The following is a 20,874-nucleotide window of genomic DNA, read 5'->3' on the forward strand; positions in this document are numbered from 1 at the left end:
CTATGAGATAAAGCCTGCAGTCACTGATTTATCCGTTGCGGCAATCTCCTGCACCTCATGTAACCCCAAATCATCACCAGCCTCATCATGATCATCAAAATACGCCGTCGGCCAGCCTAGATCTTCCGGCCGGAAATGCACCACATCTGGCCAAACCTGTAGGTCCGCAAAGCGCCGAAGGATCATTGCCTCAACTTCCTCAACACTTTTGGCGCCGGGTACATCAACGACAACGGATTGGTGCTGCTTGTAATTACACGCATCTCTATAGAGATAGTTCACTTCAAAAATCATGGCACCGCCCTCCTTCCCTTACTTCTACCCAAGCATGAACAGCCCCACAATCCGGCAAGTTGCCTGGATCATGGCCAGGTTGAAAAGCCTGGGATACGGGGCAATACCACGACAAAGCACTGCGCAACTGGCGATAAGTGACGCTGCCTGCTTGTCTCCACCCCCCAAGCCGACTGAAAACCCACGGACGGCTTCCCGAACTGCATGCATTCAGCCCCAACCAGTAAACACCACCCGGCATTCCCGATCGGGAATATTTATAAGAGTTCAATCCACTCTCCCCAGTTTATTCCCGAACGGGATTAAAAACTGGATGCCGCATAAAAACCATGCAATCATTCCCGTTCGGGAATAAATGAGCAGCCTCCATGAAACAAGACTCTGGCAGCATTCTTGTACGCTCTGCGGCGGATTTCGGTCAGCAGATTCGCCTTGCACGAAAAGCCCAGGGGCTGACGCAGGCTGAGCTTGCCGCCATTGCCGGGGTGGGCACGCGCTTTGTCTCCGAGCTGGAACGCGGCAAGGAAAGCGCCCAGCTGGGGCTGGCGCTGGAACTGGCACGGCTGGTCGGGGTCGACCTGACGGCCAGACCCCGGCGGGGGCAAGCGTGATGAGCGAGGCGCTGGTGGTATGGCATCAGCAACAGCGTGTCGGGCGCTTGATTGTGAATGGCGCGCGGCAGATGGCGTTTGTGTATGACGGCGAGTGGCTGCTGAATGGCTGGCCGATTTCATGCTCACTGCCGTTGAATGAAACCGGGGATTTCCTGCCCCCGGATCTGCGGGGCCATCATTTTTTTGGCAACCTGCTGCCTGAAGGAGGCGCCCGGGATCGGCTGGTGCGCCGGCTGGGGGTGGCGGACGATGACTTCCTGTTGCTGGAGAAGCTGGGGGGCGATTGTGCGGGTGCTCTGCAGCTTCTTCCCGACGGGGAAACTCCTGCTGCTGAAGCTGAAAACTACGCCCCTATTGACGCGGGGACGTTGGAGGAGGCGATCCTCACAGGCCGAGGCCAGTGGCTACAGGGAGAGGCACCACCACGACTGTCGCTGGCTGGCGCTCAGGACAAGATTGCGGTTCGCGCAGAATTACACGATGAAGGCTGGCAATTTTTCCTTCCGGAGGACTGCGCTGCATCCACGCACATCCTCAAGCTGCCGGTACAGGATCTGCGACATGTTCCACTCTTTGAAGCCTACACCACCTACTTGGCGAACCAGCTTGCGCTTCCTGTTGCACCGGTACAGCCAATCCCGCTGGGAGATCATCTTCTCTCCCTGAGCCAGCGCTTTGATCGCCACAATCAGGATGGTGCCATTCAGCGCTTGCACCAGGAAGATCTGTGCCAGGCACAGGGGCTTTCCCGCACTGACAAATACACTAGCTCACCTGAGGCCTTTACCAAGGTCGCAGAGTTGCTGCGTGAACATTCGCTTCAACCCGCCCGGGATATTCAGGCGCTGGTAAATTGGCAGGTGTTCAACGCGCTGGCCGGAAATGCCGATGGTCACCTCAAGAACCTTGCCCTGCTTGCGGTGGGTAGCGGCTGGCAGCTGGCCCCGTTCTATGATCTGGTATGCACTCTGGCGATCCCCCATGTCAGCCATCGACTTGCCTTACCGGTGGGCAGCAAGGACGATCCGCAAAATCTGCATCGCACCCATTGGGACAAATTTGCTCATCAGCTGGGTGTAGCTCCCCGGCTGGTAAAACGCACAATTCAGTCGCAGGCAACCCGGCTCCGCGACGATGCGGATAACTGGCTCAACCGTTTCCGTGAGCAGCATGGCGAACTACCTGCGCTGGACCGCATCCAGGCCATTGTTTGCAAGCAAGCAGTCAAGGCGCTGCGCGACTGGGTATGAGTAACGTTTGTCTGCCCGCCGTTGCCGGTCCGCCAGTACATCCCTAAGCTGACTTAAAGCCCACGGACGGATAACAACAATGAAGCTCGCTACCCTCACCCCGCCACTGAAAGACCTGCACGCCTCCTCGGAAGACATCCTGTTGGTTGCCCTGATCAGCAACGATGGGCTGCCGGTAGTGCACTTTGGGGAGGGGCTGGATTATGACGAGCAGAACGCCCTGTTCTTCGAGATGAAGAAGGCCTGTGACCGGGTACTGGCCAGCCTGAAGCTGGGACACAGTGAGGAGGTGTTTATTCGCTGTCGCGAAGGCTGCATCAGCATTTGGCCGGTGAACGACATGGTGTTTGCCTGCCTGGCGAGGCCTGCGATCAATTCACAGCGGATGCAGATGCTGGTGTGGAAGACCCGGGCGCAACTGGAAAAGCGGTTATAGCGGGGGTTGCTTGCTGGCCGCCAATCGTGCACGGCGACCACGAGCTCACGCATTGTTCACGACCAGTTCACGTTTCTGCCAAACCCTCTTGATACAAGGGCTTTCCGCGCCTAAGCGCTTTTTTTGACAACAAAAACACTACACCCAACCCATGGAGAGATACACGGCGTTTCCATAGCGTTCTGATACTCACGTACTGGAGGGAACGCAATGCCGCGATCGACATTCAACGCCGCTATGCTGGCGGCTATTCTTGGGGGAAGCGTGCTGTCACCCGCATGGGCAGACAGCGCCACAGATTCTGCGCCCGTAGCAGGCGATATCATTGAGAACCAATATATTGTCACTTTGGCCCCCAACATTACTGACTTGCTGGGCGTCAATGACCTGACCACCGCGATCCGCACCCTGCTCGCGGGCATTGGTGGCGGCGATGTCCTTTTTACCTACCAGCACGCCCTCACAGGGATGACCGTCCAGCTGACAGACTTGCAGGCCTCACTGCTCGGCATACTGCCCGGGGTGCTGGCCATTGAACCAGATCGCACTGTGGCCGCCATTGCCACACAAAACAACGCGACCTGGGGATTGGATCGCGTAGACCAGCCTCTGCTTCCCCTGGATAACCGTTATCAGTACCCCAACAGTGGCGGTCAGGATGTCACCGTCTATGTGGTCGACACGGGCTTGCGCTCCACCCACAGCGATTTTACCGGCCGCGTCTCGCCAGGCCGCAACTTTGTCAGCTCGGGCGGTTTCCTGTTCGGCGGGGGCTCGGTCGACCCTGCGGATACCGAAGATTGTAATGGCCACGGCACCCATGTGGCCGGCACGGCGGTGGGCACCACGTGGGGTGTCGCCAAGCAGGCCAACATTGCCCCGGTTCGCGTGCTGGGATGTAACGGCAGTGGCAGTAATTCCGGTGTCATTGCCGGGGTTGACTGGGTAGCCGGCAATCACCGCAAACCCGCCGTAGCCAATATGTCGCTTGGGGGCACTAACTCAACCGCGCTGGATACGGCTGTCCGCAATGCCGTCAATGCGGGGGTCACCATGGTGGTGGCGGCGGGCAACGACAACGTGAATGCCTGCAACGGCTCACCTAACCGTGTAGCGGAAGCGTTGACCGTCGGCGCGACAACTCGTGAAGACCGGCGCTCGTCGTTCTCCAATTACGGTGCCTGTGTGGACCTGTTTGCTCCGGGCAGCGATATCACCTCGGCCTGGTATCAATCTGATACCCAGACCGCAAGTCTGAACGGCACCTCCATGGCCGCCCCTCATGCGGCCGGGGCCGCGGCACTCTACCTGGCGGCCAACCCCAGTGCGTCACCATCGGCGGTCAACCTGGCCCTGGTCAACGATGCCGTCACCGGGGTGATTGGCAACGCGGGCAGCCAGTCCCCGAATCGTCTGCTGCAAATCACTCAACAGGATGGCTCTGGCATTGACCGGCTACCGACCGCGGCGTTTAGCGCGGATTGTCAGGGCACGGTGTGTTCACTGGATGCCAGTGGCTCCACCGATGACGTGGCGGTAGCCGCCTGGGACTGGACCCTGGGTGATGGCAACGTGGCCAGTGGCGAGCAAATCAGCCATGACTACGGGGCGGATGGGGAATTCACCATTACCCTGACCGTGACAGATACCGCCAACCAGACCGGCTCCACGGAGCAAACCGTGACGGTGGGTAGCGAGACCTCTCCCTGTCCGGACTGCACTCGCTACGAAGGCCAACTGAATGGCGGGAGCAGCGTAGTGCTGCCGTCCAATGGCTTCAGCTACGCCGGCGGTCCCATTGACGGCTGGCTGCAAAGCCCTGCCGGCGCCACCTTTACCGTGACCCTGCAAAGCCAGAGCTGCTTCCTGTTCTTCTGCAGCTGGAACAATGTGGCCTCCGCCAGCCCGCAAGGGGGCATGGCCGAAATCCACACCAATGTGGGCAGCGGCGTGTATCGCTGGCAGGTTAGCGCGCAAGGTGGTTCCGGCACATACACCCTGCTGACCAATCCTTGAGGAGCGCCATCGTTCCTTGACCGTTTCTGCCTAAGCATTGCCGGCGTTATCCTCCTGGTGCGCCGGCTTTTTTGTGTCACCAGAAAAGCGCTTGTGACTTTGGGTCACGCGACATGCACGCGGGTCTGACCTTCAGAACAACGGCAACTGATCATCGTCAGCGCGGCGTGATGGCCTTGTGCGCCGGCGTCTACTGCCGTGGCGGTGGTTCACCGCACGGCTCTGCTCGCGAAAGCCGGCCTGCTGGCGGGCTTCAGCCAAGCGAGCTCTGGCGTGACGCACCGCAACGTCAAAATCCACCAACGGGGCCGGATAGTGCTCACCAATGCGAACCCCGCTGTGTTGTTGCTGGCGTGCGCCCATCCGCCATGGCTGGTGAATCCAGCTGGTCGACACCTCTCTGAGTTCAGGCACCCAACGGCGGATAAATCGTCCTTGGGGGTCGAGTTTTTGAGCCTGAAGCGTGGGGTTGTACATTCGCAAGGCATTGATGCCCGTCACCCCTGCTTGCATCTGCACTTGGGGATAGTGAATACCGGGTTCGTAATCGACAAACAGCCGGGCCAGATGCAGGGCGGGTTGCCGCCAGTCCAGCCACAGGGGATAGCACGCCATGGACACCAACATGGCGCGCATGCGGAAGTTGATCCAGCCGTGGTGGTGCAGGTAGCGCATGGCGGCATCCACCAGCGGCCAACCGGTTTGCCCCTGCTGCCAGGCCAGTAACCAGCCCGGATTGCCGGGCACCTCGCGCAGGTTACGCAGCGCCGGATGCAGGCTTTGGTGCTCCATCTCCACCTGATCTTCGAGCTTCTGGATAAAGTGGCAATGCCACCACAAGCGAGACTCGAATGCCGCAAGGCCAGCAGATAGTGAACCAGACGGAGCAGCGTCCTGCGCCTCCCACAACTGTTGCACAACCTGACGCAAACTCAGACACCCCCACGCCAGATAAGGACTGATACGTGAGCCACTGTGCTCGGCCCGGTGAGGGGCGCTGACACCTCCACGATAGCCTTTGGCCCGGTGCTCCAGGAAACTGGCCCAGACCGACTCAGCCGTCTCTGCGCCGCCACATTGACGCCCGGGGCAAGGGTCACGGCCCACGCCTCGCGGGGCATTCAACGATGGCCACGACGGCGATGGCGCGGCGGCCTGGATTGCGGTTGGCAAAGGGGCCTGAGGCGAGGTCATGAACGCTTGCCAGTGACTTCCCCACAGGTCGCGATCGAGGCATGGGCGCATTACACCAAAGGGCGGCGTTTCCTCCCATTCCACTCTCTGCTGCTGACACCATTGTTTGATCTGTCGGTCGCGGCGATAGGTCCATGCCACGCCATATTCCTGATGACTGTGCAGGGCGATGCCCGCAAACCGTTTGTGCAGCCCGCTCAACACGGCTTGCGCATCCCCCTCCACCACCCACAGAGGCAAACCCAGGGTGGCCAGCTGATTGCGCAGCTCGCGTAGACTTTCAGCAATAAACGCCCATTGCCGGGCACTGCTATCGGGTTGCTGCCAGTACGCGGGCTCAATAATGTACAGCGGCAATACCGGCCCAGCCCGACAGGCATTAGCCAAAGGCCAGTGATCACGGATGCGCAGATCGCGTTTGAACCAGACCACTTGCACGGTCATGACACAACCCGGTCAGAATCCGGCAGGGAAATGACCGGCGCGGGATACGCCAGCTCATGATACTGATCCACGGAACGAAAATGGCATTCCAGACAGGCTGCCCGGCTTAGCCCTGCCAGTTCTGGCAACCAGTAATACAGGTAGCTCGCATCCGGGTCATGACGCCACCACTCGCGGGTCGGACTGAAACGCCGACCGCCACGGGCATCATGCCCATACCCCGCGATATAAGCCCAGTTCCCCCAGTTTGACGCCACATCATGATCCACCAGGTGGCGCTCAAACCAGCGGGCCCCCAGGCGCCAGTCCAACCCCAAATCCTGTACCAGAAAACTGGCCAATACCTGACGTCCCCGATTGGACACATATCCCGTCGCCAGCAACTCCCTCAGACTGGCATCGATGAAGGGCAACCCTGTGGTGGCGGACTGCCAGGCCAGCCAGCGTCGCTGCGCAAGCGAGTCCAGGCAGGGGGGCTCAGCCTGGCGGTCTGAGAGGCCGGTAAAGCAAAAACTCTGCACGCCGTGCTCACGCAGGGACCAGTGAAAGAATTCACGCCATAGCAGTTCAAATCGCAGCCAATAGCTGTGGCTGTTCGCTCCATAGTGCTGTTCATACTCGAGGATCGCGTGCCAGATCTGCCGTACCGACAGGCAGCCCCAGGCCAGCGCGGCACTGAGCCGACTGGAGTAGCCCTCGCCGATCAGCTGATTGCGTGTCTGCTTGTAATGGGCAATGTGCCGCGCGTCAAAGAGATAGCGTTGCAGCCACTGCCGGGCGCTCTGCTCTCCCCCGGGCAGGGAGAAATAGTCTTTATCGCAACGCTGCCAGCCGGCACGCCGTTGTGCCAGCACGGGAGCCACCCCCTTTGTCCCTGCTGGCACGGGGGGCGCGAGGGCAGAGCCCAGCGCGGGAGGCTTCCCCTCCGGCCTGTCGACGAAGGGGCCCGAATGACGCTCAACCTGACGACGAAAACGGCTGAAGGTGGCAGGAAACGTGCCTTGCCAAGGCAACGCTGTGGCGGCCAGCAATGTCCGCGAACCGACCTCGTGAACCGTTAGCCCCCGGGCCCGCAACGACGCAATGGCCTGCGCTTCCTCCGGGGCATCCGCTTCAGCCGTGACCACCTGTAGGGGTTCGCGCTGATGCCAATCGTCAAGCAGCGTCACAGGCGACGCAACCACGGTAACCAGCGCTAACCCGAGGGCCTCCAGCGACAGGGACAAATCCGCAAGGCACTCCTCCAGAAATGCCGACTTGGGCGCCCCAAGCCGGTCTTCACCTTCCGGCCCGGGGACTGTCCAGTGAGCAGGCAACACATACAAGGGAACCACCGGCGCCCCCAGTGCCGCCGCCCGATGCAGCAAGGGCTGATCATGGACGCGCAGGTCCTGACGAAACCACACTACCGTGATCATGGTGTTTCAATCTGCCGGTGTACGCGAGCGCCGCGCCCGCGACGACACCGTTGGCTGCAATAAACCACCTCGTGCCAGTGCTTTTCCCATTTTTTTCGCCACTGGAACGGGCGATGACAGACCGGGCAGATCTTGCTGGGCAAGGCGACCTTGTTACCTTTCCATTTCGCACTTGCGGTCCTGGCGGTCATAACAGGTCCGGGTTGGCCAGCAAGGATTCCGCTCGCGTCAGCATGGCATTCACCTTGTCGCTGTCCATGCGATCAAGATTGCGGTAAATCATTTTCATCCGGTGGTTAGTGGAAAATTGTCCACGATGCCGGTGAATAAAATGCCAGTACAGGCTATTAAAAGGACAACTGTCTGACTCGCTAGCGGTTTTGACATCGTACTGGCAGTGCTTGCAATAATCCGACATGCGATTGATGTAACTGCCCGAGGCGGCGTAGGGCTTGCTCCCCAGGTAGCCGCCATCGGCATGCATCACCATGCCAAGGGTGTTGGGCAATTCCACCCAGTCAAACGCATCGGCATAGACCTCCAGATACCACTGGCAGATCGCATCGGGCAGCACACCCAACAACAACGCGAAGTTACCGGTGACCATAAGTCGCTGAATATGATGAGCGTAGGCATGCTCAAGCGTATTGCGAAAGCACTCCGCCATGCAGTGCATTTTGGTCTCGCCGGTCCAATAGTACGACGGCAGAGGCCGGTGATTACCCAGCCGGTTTTCCTTTGCGTAATCCGGCATCAACAGCCAGTAGATTCCGCGCACATATTCCCGCCAGCCAAGGATTTGGCGAATGAACCCTTCCACCGCATTGAGTGGCGCATCGCCATCATAATAGGCCTGCTCTGCGGCCTGGCAGACGGCCATGGGATCAAGCAGACCAAGATTAAGGTAAGGGGACAGCAAGCTATGAAACAGGGTGTCCTCGCCGGTGACCATGGCATCCTGGTAGTCGCCAAAGCACGGCAACCGGTGTTCGATAAAATGCGCCAGCGCCTGCTGCGCCTGCCGGGTAGTGGTGCCCCACTGGAAATGCTGCAGTGAACCGGGGTGATCGGCGAAATGCTCCGCCACCAGCGCCAGCACCTGCTCGTCTATCGCATCGCGTGTAAAGGTCAGGACAGGTGGCAGTGGCGTCTTGCCCTTGTAGGGTTGGCGGTTGCTGCTGTCGTAATTCCACTTGCCGCCGACCGGCTCGCTTCCTTCCATCAGCAGGGAGGTATGGCGGCGCATTTCGCGGTAAAAGAATTCCATGCGCAGCTGTTTCTTGCCCGCCGCCCAGCGCGGGAAAAAGCCGGGGGCACACAGAAAACGTGTGTCATCGAGGCAAGTCACCTCTACCCCGCAGGACGCAGACCACTGTTGATCGATGCGTTGCTGCAAGCGGTACTCACCACAATGGGTGACCACGATGCCTTGCGCCTCTCGATAATGGTCGGCCAGCAAGGACTCGAAGTCGCGGTGACTGTGCTCGCCGTACGAGTAGTAATCCACCTGCCAGCCCTGCTGCTGCAGGTCGGTGGCGAAGTGGCGCATGGCACTGAAGATCAGGGCGATCTTCTGCTTGTGATGCTTTACATAAGTCGCTTCATCGGCCAGCTCGGCCATGACCACCCTGTCCCGCTGTTTATCGAGGTGCGCGAGGGTTGGCAAGCTCAGGCTGAGCTGATCACCAAGAATGATACCGATTTTCACCCATGCCCCCTGCGGATATTCACCTTTACGGGGCATCATGGAAGACAGCCTGTACAGGAAAGGTGAAGACCTCTACGCCTGCACTGACGACTCTGCACATAAACCCAAAAGCCACCGCAATGCGGTGGCTTTTGGGTGTTCCGCGGGTGAGCGCCTGCGGGTCAGGCGACGGCAGATTCCTTCTGCTCGTCCTTGCCCTTCTCGTACAGGGCTTCGAGTCGATCGCCCTGGGTCATCAGGTATTCAAAGGCGGCCAGTGAAGCCTTGGCGCCTTCACCCATGCTGATCACGATCTGCTTGTACGGCACGGTGGTGACGTCGCCAGCTGCGTAAATGCCTTCCTCGGAGGTCTGGCATTTTTCGTTGATCTCGATCTCACCAAAGCGGGTGCGGGCCACCACATCGCCCAGGAACTCGCTGTTGGGCACCAGACCGATCTGCACGAACACACCTTCCAATGGCAGCTCTTTCACTTCTTCGGTCGCGCGATCCACAAACTCGATAGCGCTGACCTTGCCATTGGTCGCCTTGATTTCACGGGTGGCCACATTCTTGTGAATGGTGACGTTGGCTTTTTCTTCTGCCTTGTCGACCAGCACCTTGTCGGCCTTCAGCTCCGGCATGAATTCGAACACGGTCACCGACTTCACGATGCCGGCCAGATCCAGGGCCGCTTCGATACCAGAGTTACCGCCACCGATCACCGCCACATCCTTGCCTTTGAAGAAGGGCCCATCACAGTGCGGGCAGTAGGCCACGCCGTTGCCCACGTTCTCTTTCTCGCCGGGCACACCCAGCTCGCGCCATTTGGCGCCGGTGGCGACGATAAGGGTCTTGGTGTCGATCTCTTCACCGGAAGACAGCACGACCTTTTTGATTTCCCCTTTTTCAACGCGTGCCACCTTCAGGTGCTCTTTCACGGTGACATCGTATTCGTTCATGTGCGCTTGCAGGGCGCCAGACAATTCCGGACCGGTAGTCTTCTTCACCGAGATCAGGTTCTCGATGTCCATGGTGTCTTTCACCTGGCCGCCAATACGGTCGGCAATCAGGGTCACTTTCAGGCCTTTACGGGCACTGTAAATCGCAGAGGCGACACCCGCCGGGCCACCCCCAATGACGGTCACGTCCTGCAGCGGCAGTTTTTCGCCCGCGCCCGCCTGGGCGAGGGTCGGGTCGTGCGCCATGAGCTTGTCGATCAGCTCGGCAGCGGTCACCTTGCCATTGGCGAACAGTTCGCCATTCAGGTAGACACTGGGCACACCTTGAATATCACGCTCGCTTACCACGTCCTGATACAGGCCGCCGTCGATCATCTCTGCCGTGATATTCGGATTAAGCAGTGCAAACTGGTTCAACGCCTGGACCACATCCGGGCAGTTGTGACAGCTGAGACTGATGAACACTTCAAAGTTCAGCTCGCCTTTAGCGCCTGCCACCATACGCTGGAGGCTGTCATCCAGTTTGATATCGGTCCCGGATGCCTGCAAAAAAGCCAGCACCAGGGAATTGAATTCGTGGCCTGCGGGAATACCGGAGAAACGGATACCGGTGTCTTCACCGTCGGCTTCCAGCAGGAAACTGATCGGGCTGCGCAGTGTGTCACCCAGATCTCGTTCTTCAAACGCCAGGTTGTCACTGACACCGGCAATATCAGAAAGGAAGCTGGCCAGTTCGTCGCGCTTGTCATGGGATCCGCTTTGCAGCACGAAAGTGACTTTCTTCTGCATGTTGGCGGCGTAGCCCTTGAGAGCCTGCAAAATTTCATTCGTGAGCATGTGTATTCCCTTAACGTGATTCAGTATTCAGTGACATGAAGGCAAACCCTCCCCCTGCCCCTCCCCCATGACAGGGGAGAGGAGCCTCCATACATGGAGGAAAATCAGGGAGTGGGTGAGGCCGGTTTAGATCTTGCCGACCAGGTCGAGAGACGGGGCCAGAGTAGCTTCGCCTTCTTTCCATTTGGCCGGGCACACTTCGCCGGGATGGTTACGGACGTACTGGGCCGCTTTCACTTTGCGCAGCAGGTCGTCCGCGTCACGGCCGATACCTTCGGCAGTAATTTCCATGGCCTGGATGATGCCATCCGGATCGACCAGGAAGGTCGCACGATCTGCCAGGCCCTGGCCTTCACGCATCACTTCAAAGTTGTTGGTGATGGTGCCGGTCTGGTCGCCAACCATGTAGTAGTTGATCTTGCCGATGGTGTCAGACGTGTCGTGCCACGCTTTGTGGGTGAAGTGGGTGTCGGTGGAGACAGAGAACACTTCCACGCCCATCTTCTGCAGCTCTTCGTACTTGTCAGCCACGTCGCCCAGCTCGGTGGGGCAAACGAAAGTGAAGTCGGCCGGGTAGAAGAAGAAGATCGCCCACTTGCCTTTTACGTCTGCTTCAGAGATCTCAACGAATTCGCCCTGCTTGAATGCGGTGGCGTTGAACGGTTTGATCTCACTGTTGATAAGTGCCATGTGTCTAAGACTCCCTAGGTGTTGGTCATTAAGTCGTTTAGGCCAGAGACAGGATGCGTAATTCTTGGAAATTGGTAAATTCAAAAGCATTTATGGCATCCATAGGAATTACCTAACAGAGCATGTCCCGCGCTCATGCCTCGTGTTATCAGATGCCGCCGGCGCGGGTACTTTTCAAGCATGCCGGGTACGCCCCGCTGTAACGGGCTTTGCCGAACCACAGGCAGGGGCCCGGCGGGCAGATCCTCGAATGCGGCTCAGGGAGAGGGTCAGATCGAGCACCGTTTCAGGACGGCAGGGTGGAGGGGAAAGCGCGACGTCACCGTCATTCGCGCTGACGTATGCAGAGACCCTCCCCTGCCCAACGGGCGGCGGGTAAACACGGAAGAAGGTGGCGGCAACTACTCAAAGATGGCACAGCACCAGCCCGTATTATGAGGATCGGGGTGACGCCATTGCCCTGTTTTTCGGCTGATCCGGCTGCGCCGGTTTGGAAAGTTGCTCCAGCAAGTAATCCAGCGGCTGTGGGCGCCCGATCGCGTAGCCCTGAACGTAGTCCACACCGGCTTTCTGTAACACCGGTATCAGGGCGTCGTCCTCCACATATTCGGCAACGGTCTTCACTCCCAAACGGTGCGCCACCTCATTAATCGATTCCACAATGGTGTGATCGACACTGGAGAACATCAGGTTGCGGACAAAGCTGCCATCAATCTTGATGAAATCTACCGGAAAATGCTTGAGGTAATTGAAAGAACTGAAACCACTGCCAAAATCATCCAGTGCGACCTTACAGCCCTGCTCGCGCAATCGGCTCAGAACCTCACTGGCGGTAGAGAGCTGGTTCACCACCGTCGTCTCGGTAATTTCAAAGGTGAGCCGCTGGGGCGGCACCGGTGTTGCCGCCAGCAACTCATCCAGGAAGGGAATAAACGAGGGATCATCCAGGGAGGTCGCCGACAAGTTGATTGCGAGATTCAACTTTGGATACGCCAGCAGCTGCTCACCGAGTTTGACCAGCAATTGAGTGAGTACCCAGCGGTCGATGTGCGGCATCATCTGGTAGCGCTCTGCCGCCGGGATAAAGGCACCGGGATTCAGAATGTCACCATTCCTGTCACGCAGTCGCAGCAGGATTTCGTAATGCCCGGGGCAATCGGGATTGGCAATCGGCCGTATCTCCTGGGCAAACAACAGGAACCGGTTCGCTTCCAACGATTCCCGCAAGCCAGCGGCCATCTGTAACTCAACATGCCGGCGAGAGGCTTCACTGTCATCCGGTGTGTACACTGACACCTGCCCTCGGCCACGGTGCTTGGCCGCATAACAGGCCACGTCTGCCCGGCTCATCGCCTCTTCCACGGTGGCAACATTTTCATCCAGTTGCACCAGACCAACACTGCCGCCAATATCGTAGAGCGAGTCCTTCCAGGCAAAGCGCATCTCATCAAGCGCCTGTATCAACCGTTCGGCAATCTGCACCGCCTGATCGGCAGGACAACCGCGTAACAGCAGCCCGAACTCATCCCCACCGAGCCTGGCCAGTACATCGCCGTCCCGGATCTGACGCGCGATAACCCGGGCGCACTCACGCAGCAACGCATCCCCGGCCACATGCCCCGCCGTATCATTGACCACTTTGAAACGGTCCAGGTCAATAAAGCAGAGCATGCCCTGCTCTTTCTCTCGCTCATCGAGTGTGAGCTGGAGGATATTCTCGAATTCCCGCCGGTTGGTAAGCCCGGTGAGAGAATCATGGGTTGCGTGATAGCGGAGTTTTTTCTGCATGGCACGCCGGGTGGTCACATCCCTGAATACCATGACGGCGCCAGTCACCACACCGGCATTGTCTTTAAGGGGCGCGGCAGAATCCTGGATTTCGTAACGGCTACCGTCACGACTCAGAAGGAATGACCCTTCTCTCAGAAAACAAACATCGCCCCCATTCAGGGCCACACTGACAGGGCTGATTTTGGGCCCCCGTCGCTCTTCCGTGGACAACACCAGGACACTGTCCACATGCTGACCACAAGCCTCTTTTTCTCGCCAGCCGGTCAGGGATTCAGCAATCGGGTTCATGAAGGTAATTATGCCGTTGTGGTCGGTAGCGATGACCGCATCGGCAATGGAACTCAGCGTGACTCTGAGCTGTTCCTTCTCTCGGGCAAGCGAAGCCTGCATGGCCTGCTCGGCGGTGATATCCCAGTTGGTTCCGAGCACCATGCCATCTCCGTCGCCAGGAAGATAAACCGCCTTGGCACGGATAAAACAACGCTCTCCATCTGGCCGAAAAACCCGAAAGCCAATATCCAGCTCGCCCTGCTCATCAATGGCTTTTGCCAGCGCCTCGTTTGCCGCCGGAAGATCGTCTGGATGTACCCGGTCGCTCCACATGGCCAGGGTTCCCTCGGTTTCCCCGCCGGGTGTGACACCGTACAACTCGTACATCTTGTCGTCCCACAGCAGCTCATCGCGTCCCAGATGGTATTGCCAGATTCCAACACCGCCAGCGGTTACCGCCAGCTCCAACCGGCGACGGTTCTCCTGCAAGGCCTTCTCGGCATCCTTGGTCGCCTGGATCGGGTCAATCTGAATGAGGTACAGCTGCGGCTCAATCAGCGACAGGGTGAGCCGGGCCCACCTGATGCTGCCCTCAGGCCCGGCAAAACGCAGCTCCTCGACAAAGGGTTGGCCACCAATATTGAAGCGGGATAAATCCGGCAAGCACGGCATGTCATCCGGATAAACCAGAGAAACAAGGCTCCTGCCCTTCAGCCGAGAACGATCAATTCCAAGAAAGGAGAGAAACGAGGGGTTAGCATGTACCCACTTACCCGAAGAGTCTAAAAACGCCATTCCGGTGGCCGCCTGCTCCACCAGCAATCGGGACCGATGTTCCAGGGCGGCCATTCGCTGCCCATGACGTTTCTTCAACAGCCACGAAAACCCCATCAGCCCCAGTAGAACCCCGGAGATCATTGCTGCCCCGATCAGCAGTAGCGACATTATTTGCATCCAGCAGAATTATTCTTTTGATTACTATTTGAACTGCCTTGGGACAGCTTACCACCATGACCTGACAAAAATGGAACTTTCACCGACAATTGGGGGCCTGTAACAACGAAAGCCTCTGAATCACGCCTTGCCAGCCCAGTCTTTCAGACTGCCCCGAGGCCCCGAGCGCCCATCTGCTGCGCCTTGTCTCCGGGTCATGCTGAACCCGCAAGACCTGATTCAGAAGCTCCTGAAGCATCAGGCCATGGCGTTCGTGCCAAGCCTGCCCCCAGATCAAGGGAGACTGCTGCCCCACCGGGCTGACCATGAGGCTGAGAAGACGATTCGGACAACTGCTTGCACTACTGGCCATGGGCCTGGGGCTTTACGTGCTCTGGTATACCGGGCTGGTCATGCGCTTACAGCACCATAACCCAACCCAGAGCGCCTATATGGAGCGCGCCGAGGCCCAAGGGAAGGTGCAGCAGTCCTGGCGCGACTATGATCAGATCAGCGACTACCTGAAGCGCGCCGTGTTGATTTCCGAGGATGCCCGCTTTACCGAGCACACCGGCTTCGACTGGGACGGCATTCGCTATGCCATCAAACGCAACATGGAAGCCGGCAAGCCCGTTGCCGGGGGGTCCACCATTACCCAGCAGCTCGCCAAGAACCTGTATCTCTCCGGCAAGCGCTCCTATCTGCGCAAAGCCCAGGAAGCCATGATTGCCGTACTGCTGGAGATCTGCCTGAGCAAACGCCGGATTCTGGAGCTGTATCTGAATATGGCCCAGTGGGGCCACCAGATTTATGGTGCCGAGGCTGCGGCCCGCCACCATTTCCAGGTGAGCGCAGCACAGTTGAGTCCATTTCAGGCCGCCCAGCTCGCCGCCATGCTACCGCGCCCAAACTACTACGATTTCAAAGGCCCAACCGACCATCTCAATCAGCGCGCCAACTGGATTCTGGAGCAAATGCAGCTGGTGCGTATCCCGGACCCGGCGCTCAATGTGTGGCCTGCCAGCCCAGCTCCTGAGCCTGCTGAAAAAAGCGACACGGACACGCAAGCACCGGTGCCGGCTCCCTCGGTGTCTACCGACACCCCAGCACAACCGGGCTCGACACCAGAGGCCGCTCCTGTTGAGCAACCGGCCAACCCTGGCCGCAATACGCTCCCGGTACAATCCATCGACACCACCAACGACCCGGCTCAAGACACGAGCACCGAAGGCACCCTTGAAGGAACCTCTCAATGAAGCAGTATGCCCTGTTTTTTTTAGGCGCCCTGGCGCTGACAGGCTGTGATGACAATGCACCCTCCTCACCCGCCAGCCAGCCGGCGACGGTAGACACCGGCAACCCGGTGGCAGGGGTCTGGCAACAGGAAGAACAGATTCTGGTATTGGAAAACAATGGCGACCTTTACCTGCCCAATGATGCCAATCGCCAGGGGCTGCACTGGGACAACAATGACGGTCAGTTCTCGCTGCAATTCCTGGATTCTGAAGCCATGACCGTGGAGCGGGTCTCACGAGAGGGCCTGCAACAGGGCGACACGCTTACACTGAACCCGAGCCCAGCATCGGCAACGCAAGACACAGACAGCAACACACCGGCTAGCGAACCACAGTTCAGCGGCACCTACACGCGCAGCAATGCGGCGGTCGGTCACTTGAGTGGTGAGATCCAGCTGCCACCAGACAGCGAACTGCCGGATCAGGCATTCCTGACCGTATCCCTGTTGACCGATAGCGACATCGTCGTGAAACGGGTCATCCCGCTCGACGCCGGCGAGCCCGTCCCGCCGTTCCGGTTGTACTTCCCCTCCGGGGCCCTGGACGCAGATAGCGAGTACCAACTGTTTGCCCAGGTGCTGGCCAGCGGCGGCATCTATTACCGCTCCGAGCCACTGACCGTGACCTATAAGACCAACGGTTTCGATCCCGCCGTGCTGGCGCTCAGCGCCGTCATGACGGACAGCGAGACACTGGCCGGCACCCTGGTATGGCAAGCCGGCCGAACGGTTTTTATCCCCTGCAACACCGACCGGCGTCTGCTGCTGACTGGCCCGCAGCAGGAAGCGATTCTGGAAGATTTTCAGGATAGCGCGGAGTACCCGCACCAACCCCGTCAGGCGACTATCAGCGGCCTGGTGCGCAAGGTGCCGGGGCAGCAAGCAGGTAGCACTGAAGCTGCCCTCAGCGTGGAAAGCTATGCGTTTGAGGCCCTGAAAAGCGCCTGCGAACAACCCACTGCCGAGTTTGCCAATACCCATTGGCAGCTGACCCACCTGGGCGACAACGCCGTGAGCACTGCCGATCAAGAGCGCCCACCACACCTGGTGTTCGGCAACGACAGCAGTGTCCGCGGCCTGGCAGGCTGTAACACCTTGCAAGGCCAGTACGAACAACAGGGTGACAACCTGGCGCTATCGCAGCTGGGGCTGACCCGCAAGGCTTGCCCGGACATGAACACCGAATCCGGGATGATGGATGCCCTGAAACATACCCGGCGTTATCGTGTTGAAGGTGAGTTACTGACGTTGTTCGACGCCGAAGACCAGGCGGTGGCCAGCTTTCAGGCCATCTATTTCTGATCCGACCAGGAGCGGCCATGCGCATTCATTACCTGTCCCATGTTCCCTTTGAACAACTTGGCACCATGGCCGACTGGTTCCGGGAGCGGGATGCCAGCATCAGCCACTCCCTGCTCTACCAGGGCGACCCGCTTCCCGGGGTGGATGACTTCGATGTACTGATTGTCATGGGGGGCCCCATGGGCGCCGATGACGAAAGCGATCACCCCTGGATGGCGGCCGAAAAGGCCCTGATTCGGGAAAGCATCGCGGCCGGAAAAAAGGTACTGGGGGTCTGCCTCGGGGCACAACTGATTGCCCGGGTGCTGGGCGCCGCTGTCACCGCCAACCCGGACAAAGAGGTGGGCTGGTTTGCCGTGCGCCCCACCCGTCAGGGCGTTACGGACAGCATCGGCAAACTGTTTGCCAGCCAACCCCAGGTACTGCATTGGCATGGTGACACCTTTGCTATTCCGCAGGGTGCTGTACCGCTACTGGAAAGCGACGGCTGCGCGAACCAGGCGTTTCGTTACGGGGATAATGTGCTGGCGCTGCAGTTCCATCTGGAGCTGGCACAAGAGAATGCCGAGGCGCTTTGCGAGGCGTGCCCAGACGATCTCTCACCTGGCCAGTGGGTAGAACCGCGCGACACGCTGCTGGGCAAGACACCGCGCTTCGATCAGGCTCGCCTGTTACTGGGCCGGGTGCTGACCACGTTTCTCGGCTGACCCTCTCAATCGGCAGGGCAGTCAAGTGGGAGCGGTCGCCCGACCGCGACGGCTCTCGCCCAGGTCTTTATTCGCGGAGGAACCACCGCGAGAAGAGAGCAGGAAAGGCTGGCAGGGAAACAACCTGCAGGAGCGTGCCTGCAAGCGATCCGCCCACGATCAGCACACTCTCGCAGACGAGTTCCCACTACAAACACCGCCCCATCAAGGCGGTGTTGTGTTCCCTCAGGCGTCGACGACGTCGCGAACCTCGGCGGCAGCCTGCACGCGCCCCACAGCAGACAGGATCGCCTGCAAGGCCGCAGCGGTCGTGTCGGCCGCGGTGGCCACCGCGCTCTGCACGGTCTCCCCCACCTGCACCCGCACACAAGCCATGGCGTTGGCTTCGGTGTTGTCGCCCAACGAATACTCGTCGAACGACACCACTTTGACGTCACCACCAATGCGACGGTTCAGGGCATCCACCAACGCTGACATGGCACCGTCTCCGCGGCCGGACAACAAGGTCACCGGCTGGCTGTTATCGCCAATACTGATCTGTGCCTGCACCTGATCGTTGCTGCGATTCAGATCGTAGGAACGCAACACCCACCCCATTGGCACACTCAGGTAGTCGCTGTTGAAACGACGGTGCACGCGCTCGCTGGTAATTTCGCCACCGTCTTCCTCGGCGTCCTGCTGTACCACCTTGGCCAGCTCCTGCTGCAACCAGCGCGGCAAGTCGATGCCGAAATCCCGCTCCAGCACGTGGGCCACGCCCCCCTTGCCGGACTGGGAATTAATGCGCACCACTTCTTCGTAGCGGCGTCCCACATCCGCAGGATCGATAGGCAGATAGGCCACGTTCCAGATATCGCCTTCCTGATACCGGGCCAGGCATTTGCGAATGGCATCCTGATGGCTGCCGGAGAAGGCGCTGAACACCAGATCCCCTGCGTAGGGATGGCGCGGGTGTGTCTGGATGTCGGTAATCTCTTCCACCAACGCGACGATTTCCTTCATTCGCGAGAAGTCGATCTGCGGGTCGATCCCCTGGCTGTACAGGTTCATACCGGCGGTCACCAGATCCATGTTGCCGGTGCGTTCACCGTTACCCAGCAAGGTGCCTTCCACCCGGTCAGCGCCAGCCATCACCGCCATTTCAGCCGCAGCCACACCGCAGCCCCGGTCATCGTGGGTATGCACGCTGATGATCACATCATCGCGGTACTGAATCTTTTCGTGGACCAGCTCCACCTGATCAGCAAACACATTGGGGGTGCTCACCTCGACAGTGGCCGGCAAGTTGATGATCACCCGCTGGCCCTGGTCCGGGCGCCATACCGCGTTCACCGCATCGATCACTTCGATGGCGAAATCGGTCTCGGTGGCACTGAAGGTTTCCGGGGAATACTGGAAGCTCCAGTGGGTATCGGGCTGCTGCGCGGCGAAGTCACGCACCCATTCGGCCGCCCGCACGGCAATGGTCTTGCAGCCTGCCTTGTCCACATTGAACACCTGCTCACGGAAGGTGGGCGAGGTGGCATTGTAGATATGCACGATGGCGTTTTTTGCACCCTTCAACGATTCAAAGGTCCGCGCGATCAGGTCTTCCCGGGCCTGGGTCAGTACCTGAATGTGCACGTCATCGGGCACCAGATCCTCTTCGATCAAGGCACGGCAAAAGTCGAAATCGATCTGGCTGGCAGACGGGAAACCCACCTCGATTTCCTTGAAACCGAGCTCCACCAGCATCTGGAAGAAGGTGCGTTTCTGGGCCACGGACATGGGCTTGATCAGCGCCTGGTTACCGTCACGCAGGTCCACCGCCGCCCACAGGGGGGCTTTCTCGATCCGCTGGCTCGGCCAACGTCGGTCGGGCTTGTCGATAACAGGAAATGGCTGGTATTTGGTGTGATCAAAGCTCATGTCGAATCCTCAAAGTAAAAAGGGGCAGACTCTGCCCCCCAGAATGTCTAACCGGCTCTCCCAGGGATACTGCTTGATGCGGCCAACAATCATGTCGTGATCTTAAGGAGCCTCTGAATAACTCCTTAGTTGTCGATCAGGGCGCCGGTAGGCACCGGTAGCGGCAAAGAGAGGCGCCTGGCTTGTGGCCGTCTGCGTCATCACCCTACGAGAGATACTTTACGGCGCAACGCGCGCAATGTGCTTGCTTTATCAGCCCGATTTCGGCTTTATTGGCAATATTATTGCCAAAAATCGCAGATCACGAGAGAAACCACACATGAAGACGTCAGAACTGGCAAAACTGGATCGCACCGACCTGCGCATTCTTGAAGCGCTGCAGGGCAATGGCGGCCTGAGCAACCAGCAGCTGGCGGAAGCCGTGGGCCTGTCGCCCTCGCCCTGCTCACGGCGGGTACAGAAGCTGGAAGCGGCCGGCATCATCATCAAACGGGAAACCGTGCTGGATGCCCGCAAGCTGGGGCTGGATCTGACCGTGGTGATCCAGATCAGCATGGATCGCCATACCCCGGAGCGCTTCGCCAACTTCGAGGACAAGGTGGCCAGCTTTCCGGAGGTCCAGCAGTGCTATCTGGTTACCGGACAGGATGCGGATTACCTGCTGAAAGTGGTGGTACCGGATATCGACGCCTACCAACATTTTCTGCTCAACCAGATCACCCGCATTGAAGGCGTCAGCGGGGTGCATTCCAGCTTTGTCATGCGGCGGGTGGTGGATACGGCGGCGCTGCCGTTGAACTATGTTGAGGCGTGAGGAGCAGCTGATA

General features: G+C 59.1%; 17 protein-coding genes. 8 read left to right on the top strand and 9 right to left on the bottom strand.

The window, feature by feature from the left end:
- Complete coding sequence (locus tag Q672_RS25705; RefSeq protein WP_022985343.1) at positions 1-294, bottom strand: hypothetical protein; 294 nt, start codon at positions 292-294, stop codon at positions 1-3.
- Positions 295-662: 368 nt separating this feature from the next.
- Between Q672_RS25705 and Q672_RS25710 the strand changes: the two genes are divergently transcribed.
- The 4 genes from Q672_RS25710 to Q672_RS25725 all read left to right on the top strand — a co-directional run bounded on the left by Q672_RS25710 (position 663) and on the right by Q672_RS25725 (position 4,610).
- Complete coding sequence (locus Q672_RS25710) at positions 663-905, top strand: helix-turn-helix domain-containing protein (RefSeq protein WP_022985344.1); 243 nt, start codon at positions 663-665, stop codon at positions 903-905.
- Complete coding sequence (locus tag Q672_RS25715; protein ID WP_022985345.1) at positions 905-2,158, top strand: HipA domain-containing protein; 1,254 nt, start codon at positions 905-907, stop codon at positions 2,156-2,158. The genes Q672_RS25710 and Q672_RS25715 overlap by 1 nt, the downstream gene beginning before the upstream one ends.
- A 79-nt stretch (positions 2,159-2,237) precedes the next feature.
- Positions 2,238-2,594, top strand: a complete 357-nt coding sequence (locus Q672_RS25720) for a hypothetical protein (RefSeq protein ID WP_022985346.1) — start codon at positions 2,238-2,240, stop codon at positions 2,592-2,594.
- Between the two features lie 210 nt (positions 2,595-2,804).
- On the top strand, positions 2,805-4,610 hold the full coding sequence (locus Q672_RS25725; RefSeq protein ID WP_031226436.1) for a S8 family serine peptidase: 1,806 nt from the start codon (positions 2,805-2,807) through the stop codon (positions 4,608-4,610).
- Positions 4,611-4,742: 132 nt separating this feature from the next.
- On the opposite strand, the gene Q672_RS25730 is transcribed toward Q672_RS25725, so the two are convergent.
- The 7 genes from Q672_RS25730 to Q672_RS25755 form a co-directional block, all read right to left on the bottom strand.
- Positions 4,743-6,248, bottom strand: coding sequence for an FAD-binding domain-containing protein (locus tag Q672_RS25730; RefSeq protein WP_022985348.1), 1,506 nt, complete (start codon positions 6,246-6,248; stop codon positions 4,743-4,745).
- On the bottom strand, positions 6,245-7,666 hold the full coding sequence (locus tag Q672_RS25735; protein ID WP_022985349.1) for a DASH family cryptochrome: 1,422 nt from the start codon (positions 7,664-7,666) through the stop codon (positions 6,245-6,247). Before Q672_RS25735 ends, Q672_RS25730 begins: the two co-directional genes overlap by 4 nt.
- Positions 7,663-7,857: a DUF2256 domain-containing protein gene (locus Q672_RS34400; RefSeq protein WP_081703636.1), complete on the bottom strand. Its 195-nt coding sequence runs from the start codon at positions 7,855-7,857 to the stop codon at positions 7,663-7,665. The genes Q672_RS25735 and Q672_RS34400 overlap by 4 nt, the downstream gene beginning before the upstream one ends.
- Positions 7,854-9,413, bottom strand: a complete 1,560-nt coding sequence (locus Q672_RS25740) for a cryptochrome/photolyase family protein (protein WP_022985350.1) — start codon at positions 9,411-9,413, stop codon at positions 7,854-7,856. The genes Q672_RS34400 and Q672_RS25740 overlap by 4 nt, the downstream gene beginning before the upstream one ends.
- Before the next feature lie 122 nt (positions 9,414-9,535).
- A complete protein-coding gene (gene ahpF, locus Q672_RS25745; RefSeq protein WP_022985351.1) occupies positions 9,536-11,152 on the bottom strand; it encodes an alkyl hydroperoxide reductase subunit F in 1,617 nt (538 codons plus the stop codon).
- 126 nt (positions 11,153-11,278) lie between these two features.
- A complete protein-coding gene (gene ahpC, locus Q672_RS25750; RefSeq protein ID WP_022985352.1) occupies positions 11,279-11,842 on the bottom strand; it encodes an alkyl hydroperoxide reductase subunit C in 564 nt (187 codons plus the stop codon).
- 432 nt (positions 11,843-12,274) lie between these two features.
- A complete protein-coding gene (locus Q672_RS25755; RefSeq protein ID WP_022985353.1) occupies positions 12,275-14,848 on the bottom strand; it encodes an EAL domain-containing protein in 2,574 nt (857 codons plus the stop codon).
- A 314-nt stretch (positions 14,849-15,162) separates the two neighbouring features.
- Between Q672_RS25755 and mtgA the strand changes: the two genes are divergently transcribed.
- The 3 genes from mtgA to Q672_RS25770 are packed head-to-tail and all read left to right on the top strand — an operon-like array spanning position 15,163 to position 18,139.
- Positions 15,163-16,092, top strand: coding sequence for a monofunctional biosynthetic peptidoglycan transglycosylase (gene mtgA, locus Q672_RS0117165; RefSeq protein WP_233552429.1), 930 nt, complete (start codon positions 15,163-15,165; stop codon positions 16,090-16,092).
- A complete protein-coding gene (locus tag Q672_RS25765) occupies positions 16,089-17,432 on the top strand; it encodes an META domain-containing protein (protein WP_022985356.1) in 1,344 nt (447 codons plus the stop codon). Before mtgA ends, Q672_RS25765 begins: the two co-directional genes overlap by 4 nt.
- A gap of 17 nt (positions 17,433-17,449) precedes the next feature.
- Positions 17,450-18,139 carry a type 1 glutamine amidotransferase gene (locus Q672_RS25770; protein ID WP_022985357.1) on the top strand — a complete coding sequence of 230 codons (690 nt, stop codon included), beginning with the start codon at positions 17,450-17,452 and terminating at the stop codon, positions 18,137-18,139.
- A gap of 225 nt (positions 18,140-18,364) precedes the next feature.
- On the opposite strand, the gene Q672_RS25775 is transcribed toward Q672_RS25770, so the two are convergent.
- Positions 18,365-20,047 carry a 2-isopropylmalate synthase gene (locus Q672_RS25775; protein ID WP_022985358.1) on the bottom strand — a complete coding sequence of 561 codons (1,683 nt, stop codon included), beginning with the start codon at positions 20,045-20,047 and terminating at the stop codon, positions 18,365-18,367.
- Positions 20,048-20,366: 319 nt separating this feature from the next.
- On the opposite strand from Q672_RS25775, the gene Q672_RS25780 reads away from it, so the two are divergent.
- Positions 20,367-20,861, top strand: a complete 495-nt coding sequence (locus Q672_RS25780) for an Lrp/AsnC family transcriptional regulator (protein ID WP_031226446.1) — start codon at positions 20,367-20,369, stop codon at positions 20,859-20,861.
- The last annotated feature ends 13 nt before the right edge of the window (positions 20,862-20,874 follow it).

The organism is Alcanivorax sp. P2S70 (genome assembly GCF_000475295.1).
In the GTDB taxonomy this organism is placed as follows: domain Bacteria; phylum Pseudomonadota; class Gammaproteobacteria; order Pseudomonadales; family Alcanivoracaceae; genus Alcanivorax; species Alcanivorax profundi.

Coding starts and splice junctions, on each gene's coding strand:
- Q672_RS25705 (WP_022985343.1), bottom strand. CDS start 294: ATGATTTTTGAAGTGAACTATCTCTATAGAGATGCGTGTAATTACAAG.
- Q672_RS25710 (WP_022985344.1), top strand. CDS start 663: ATGAAACAAGACTCTGGCAGCATTCTTGTACGCTCTGCGGCGGATTTC.
- Q672_RS25715 (WP_022985345.1), top strand. CDS start 905: ATGAGCGAGGCGCTGGTGGTATGGCATCAGCAACAGCGTGTCGGGCGC.
- Q672_RS25720 (WP_022985346.1), top strand. CDS start 2,238: ATGAAGCTCGCTACCCTCACCCCGCCACTGAAAGACCTGCACGCCTCC.
- Q672_RS25725 (WP_031226436.1), top strand. CDS start 2,805: ATGCCGCGATCGACATTCAACGCCGCTATGCTGGCGGCTATTCTTGGG.
- Q672_RS25730 (WP_022985348.1), bottom strand. CDS start 6,248: ATGACCGTGCAAGTGGTCTGGTTCAAACGCGATCTGCGCATCCGTGAT.
- Q672_RS25735 (WP_022985349.1), bottom strand. CDS start 7,666: ATGATCACGGTAGTGTGGTTTCGTCAGGACCTGCGCGTCCATGATCAG.
- Q672_RS34400 (WP_081703636.1), bottom strand. CDS start 7,857: ATGACCGCCAGGACCGCAAGTGCGAAATGGAAAGGTAACAAGGTCGCC.
- Q672_RS25740 (WP_022985350.1), bottom strand. CDS start 9,413: ATGATGCCCCGTAAAGGTGAATATCCGCAGGGGGCATGGGTGAAAATC.
- ahpF (WP_022985351.1), bottom strand. CDS start 11,152: ATGCTCACGAATGAAATTTTGCAGGCTCTCAAGGGCTACGCCGCCAAC.
- ahpC (WP_022985352.1), bottom strand. CDS start 11,842: ATGGCACTTATCAACAGTGAGATCAAACCGTTCAACGCCACCGCATTC.
- Q672_RS25755 (WP_022985353.1), bottom strand. CDS start 14,848: ATGTCGCTACTGCTGATCGGGGCAGCAATGATCTCCGGGGTTCTACTG.
- mtgA (WP_233552429.1), top strand. CDS start 15,163: ATGAGGCTGAGAAGACGATTCGGACAACTGCTTGCACTACTGGCCATG.
- Q672_RS25765 (WP_022985356.1), top strand. CDS start 16,089: ATGAAGCAGTATGCCCTGTTTTTTTTAGGCGCCCTGGCGCTGACAGGC.
- Q672_RS25770 (WP_022985357.1), top strand. CDS start 17,450: ATGCGCATTCATTACCTGTCCCATGTTCCCTTTGAACAACTTGGCACC.
- Q672_RS25775 (WP_022985358.1), bottom strand. CDS start 20,047: ATGAGCTTTGATCACACCAAATACCAGCCATTTCCTGTTATCGACAAG.
- Q672_RS25780 (WP_031226446.1), top strand. CDS start 20,367: ATGAAGACGTCAGAACTGGCAAAACTGGATCGCACCGACCTGCGCATT.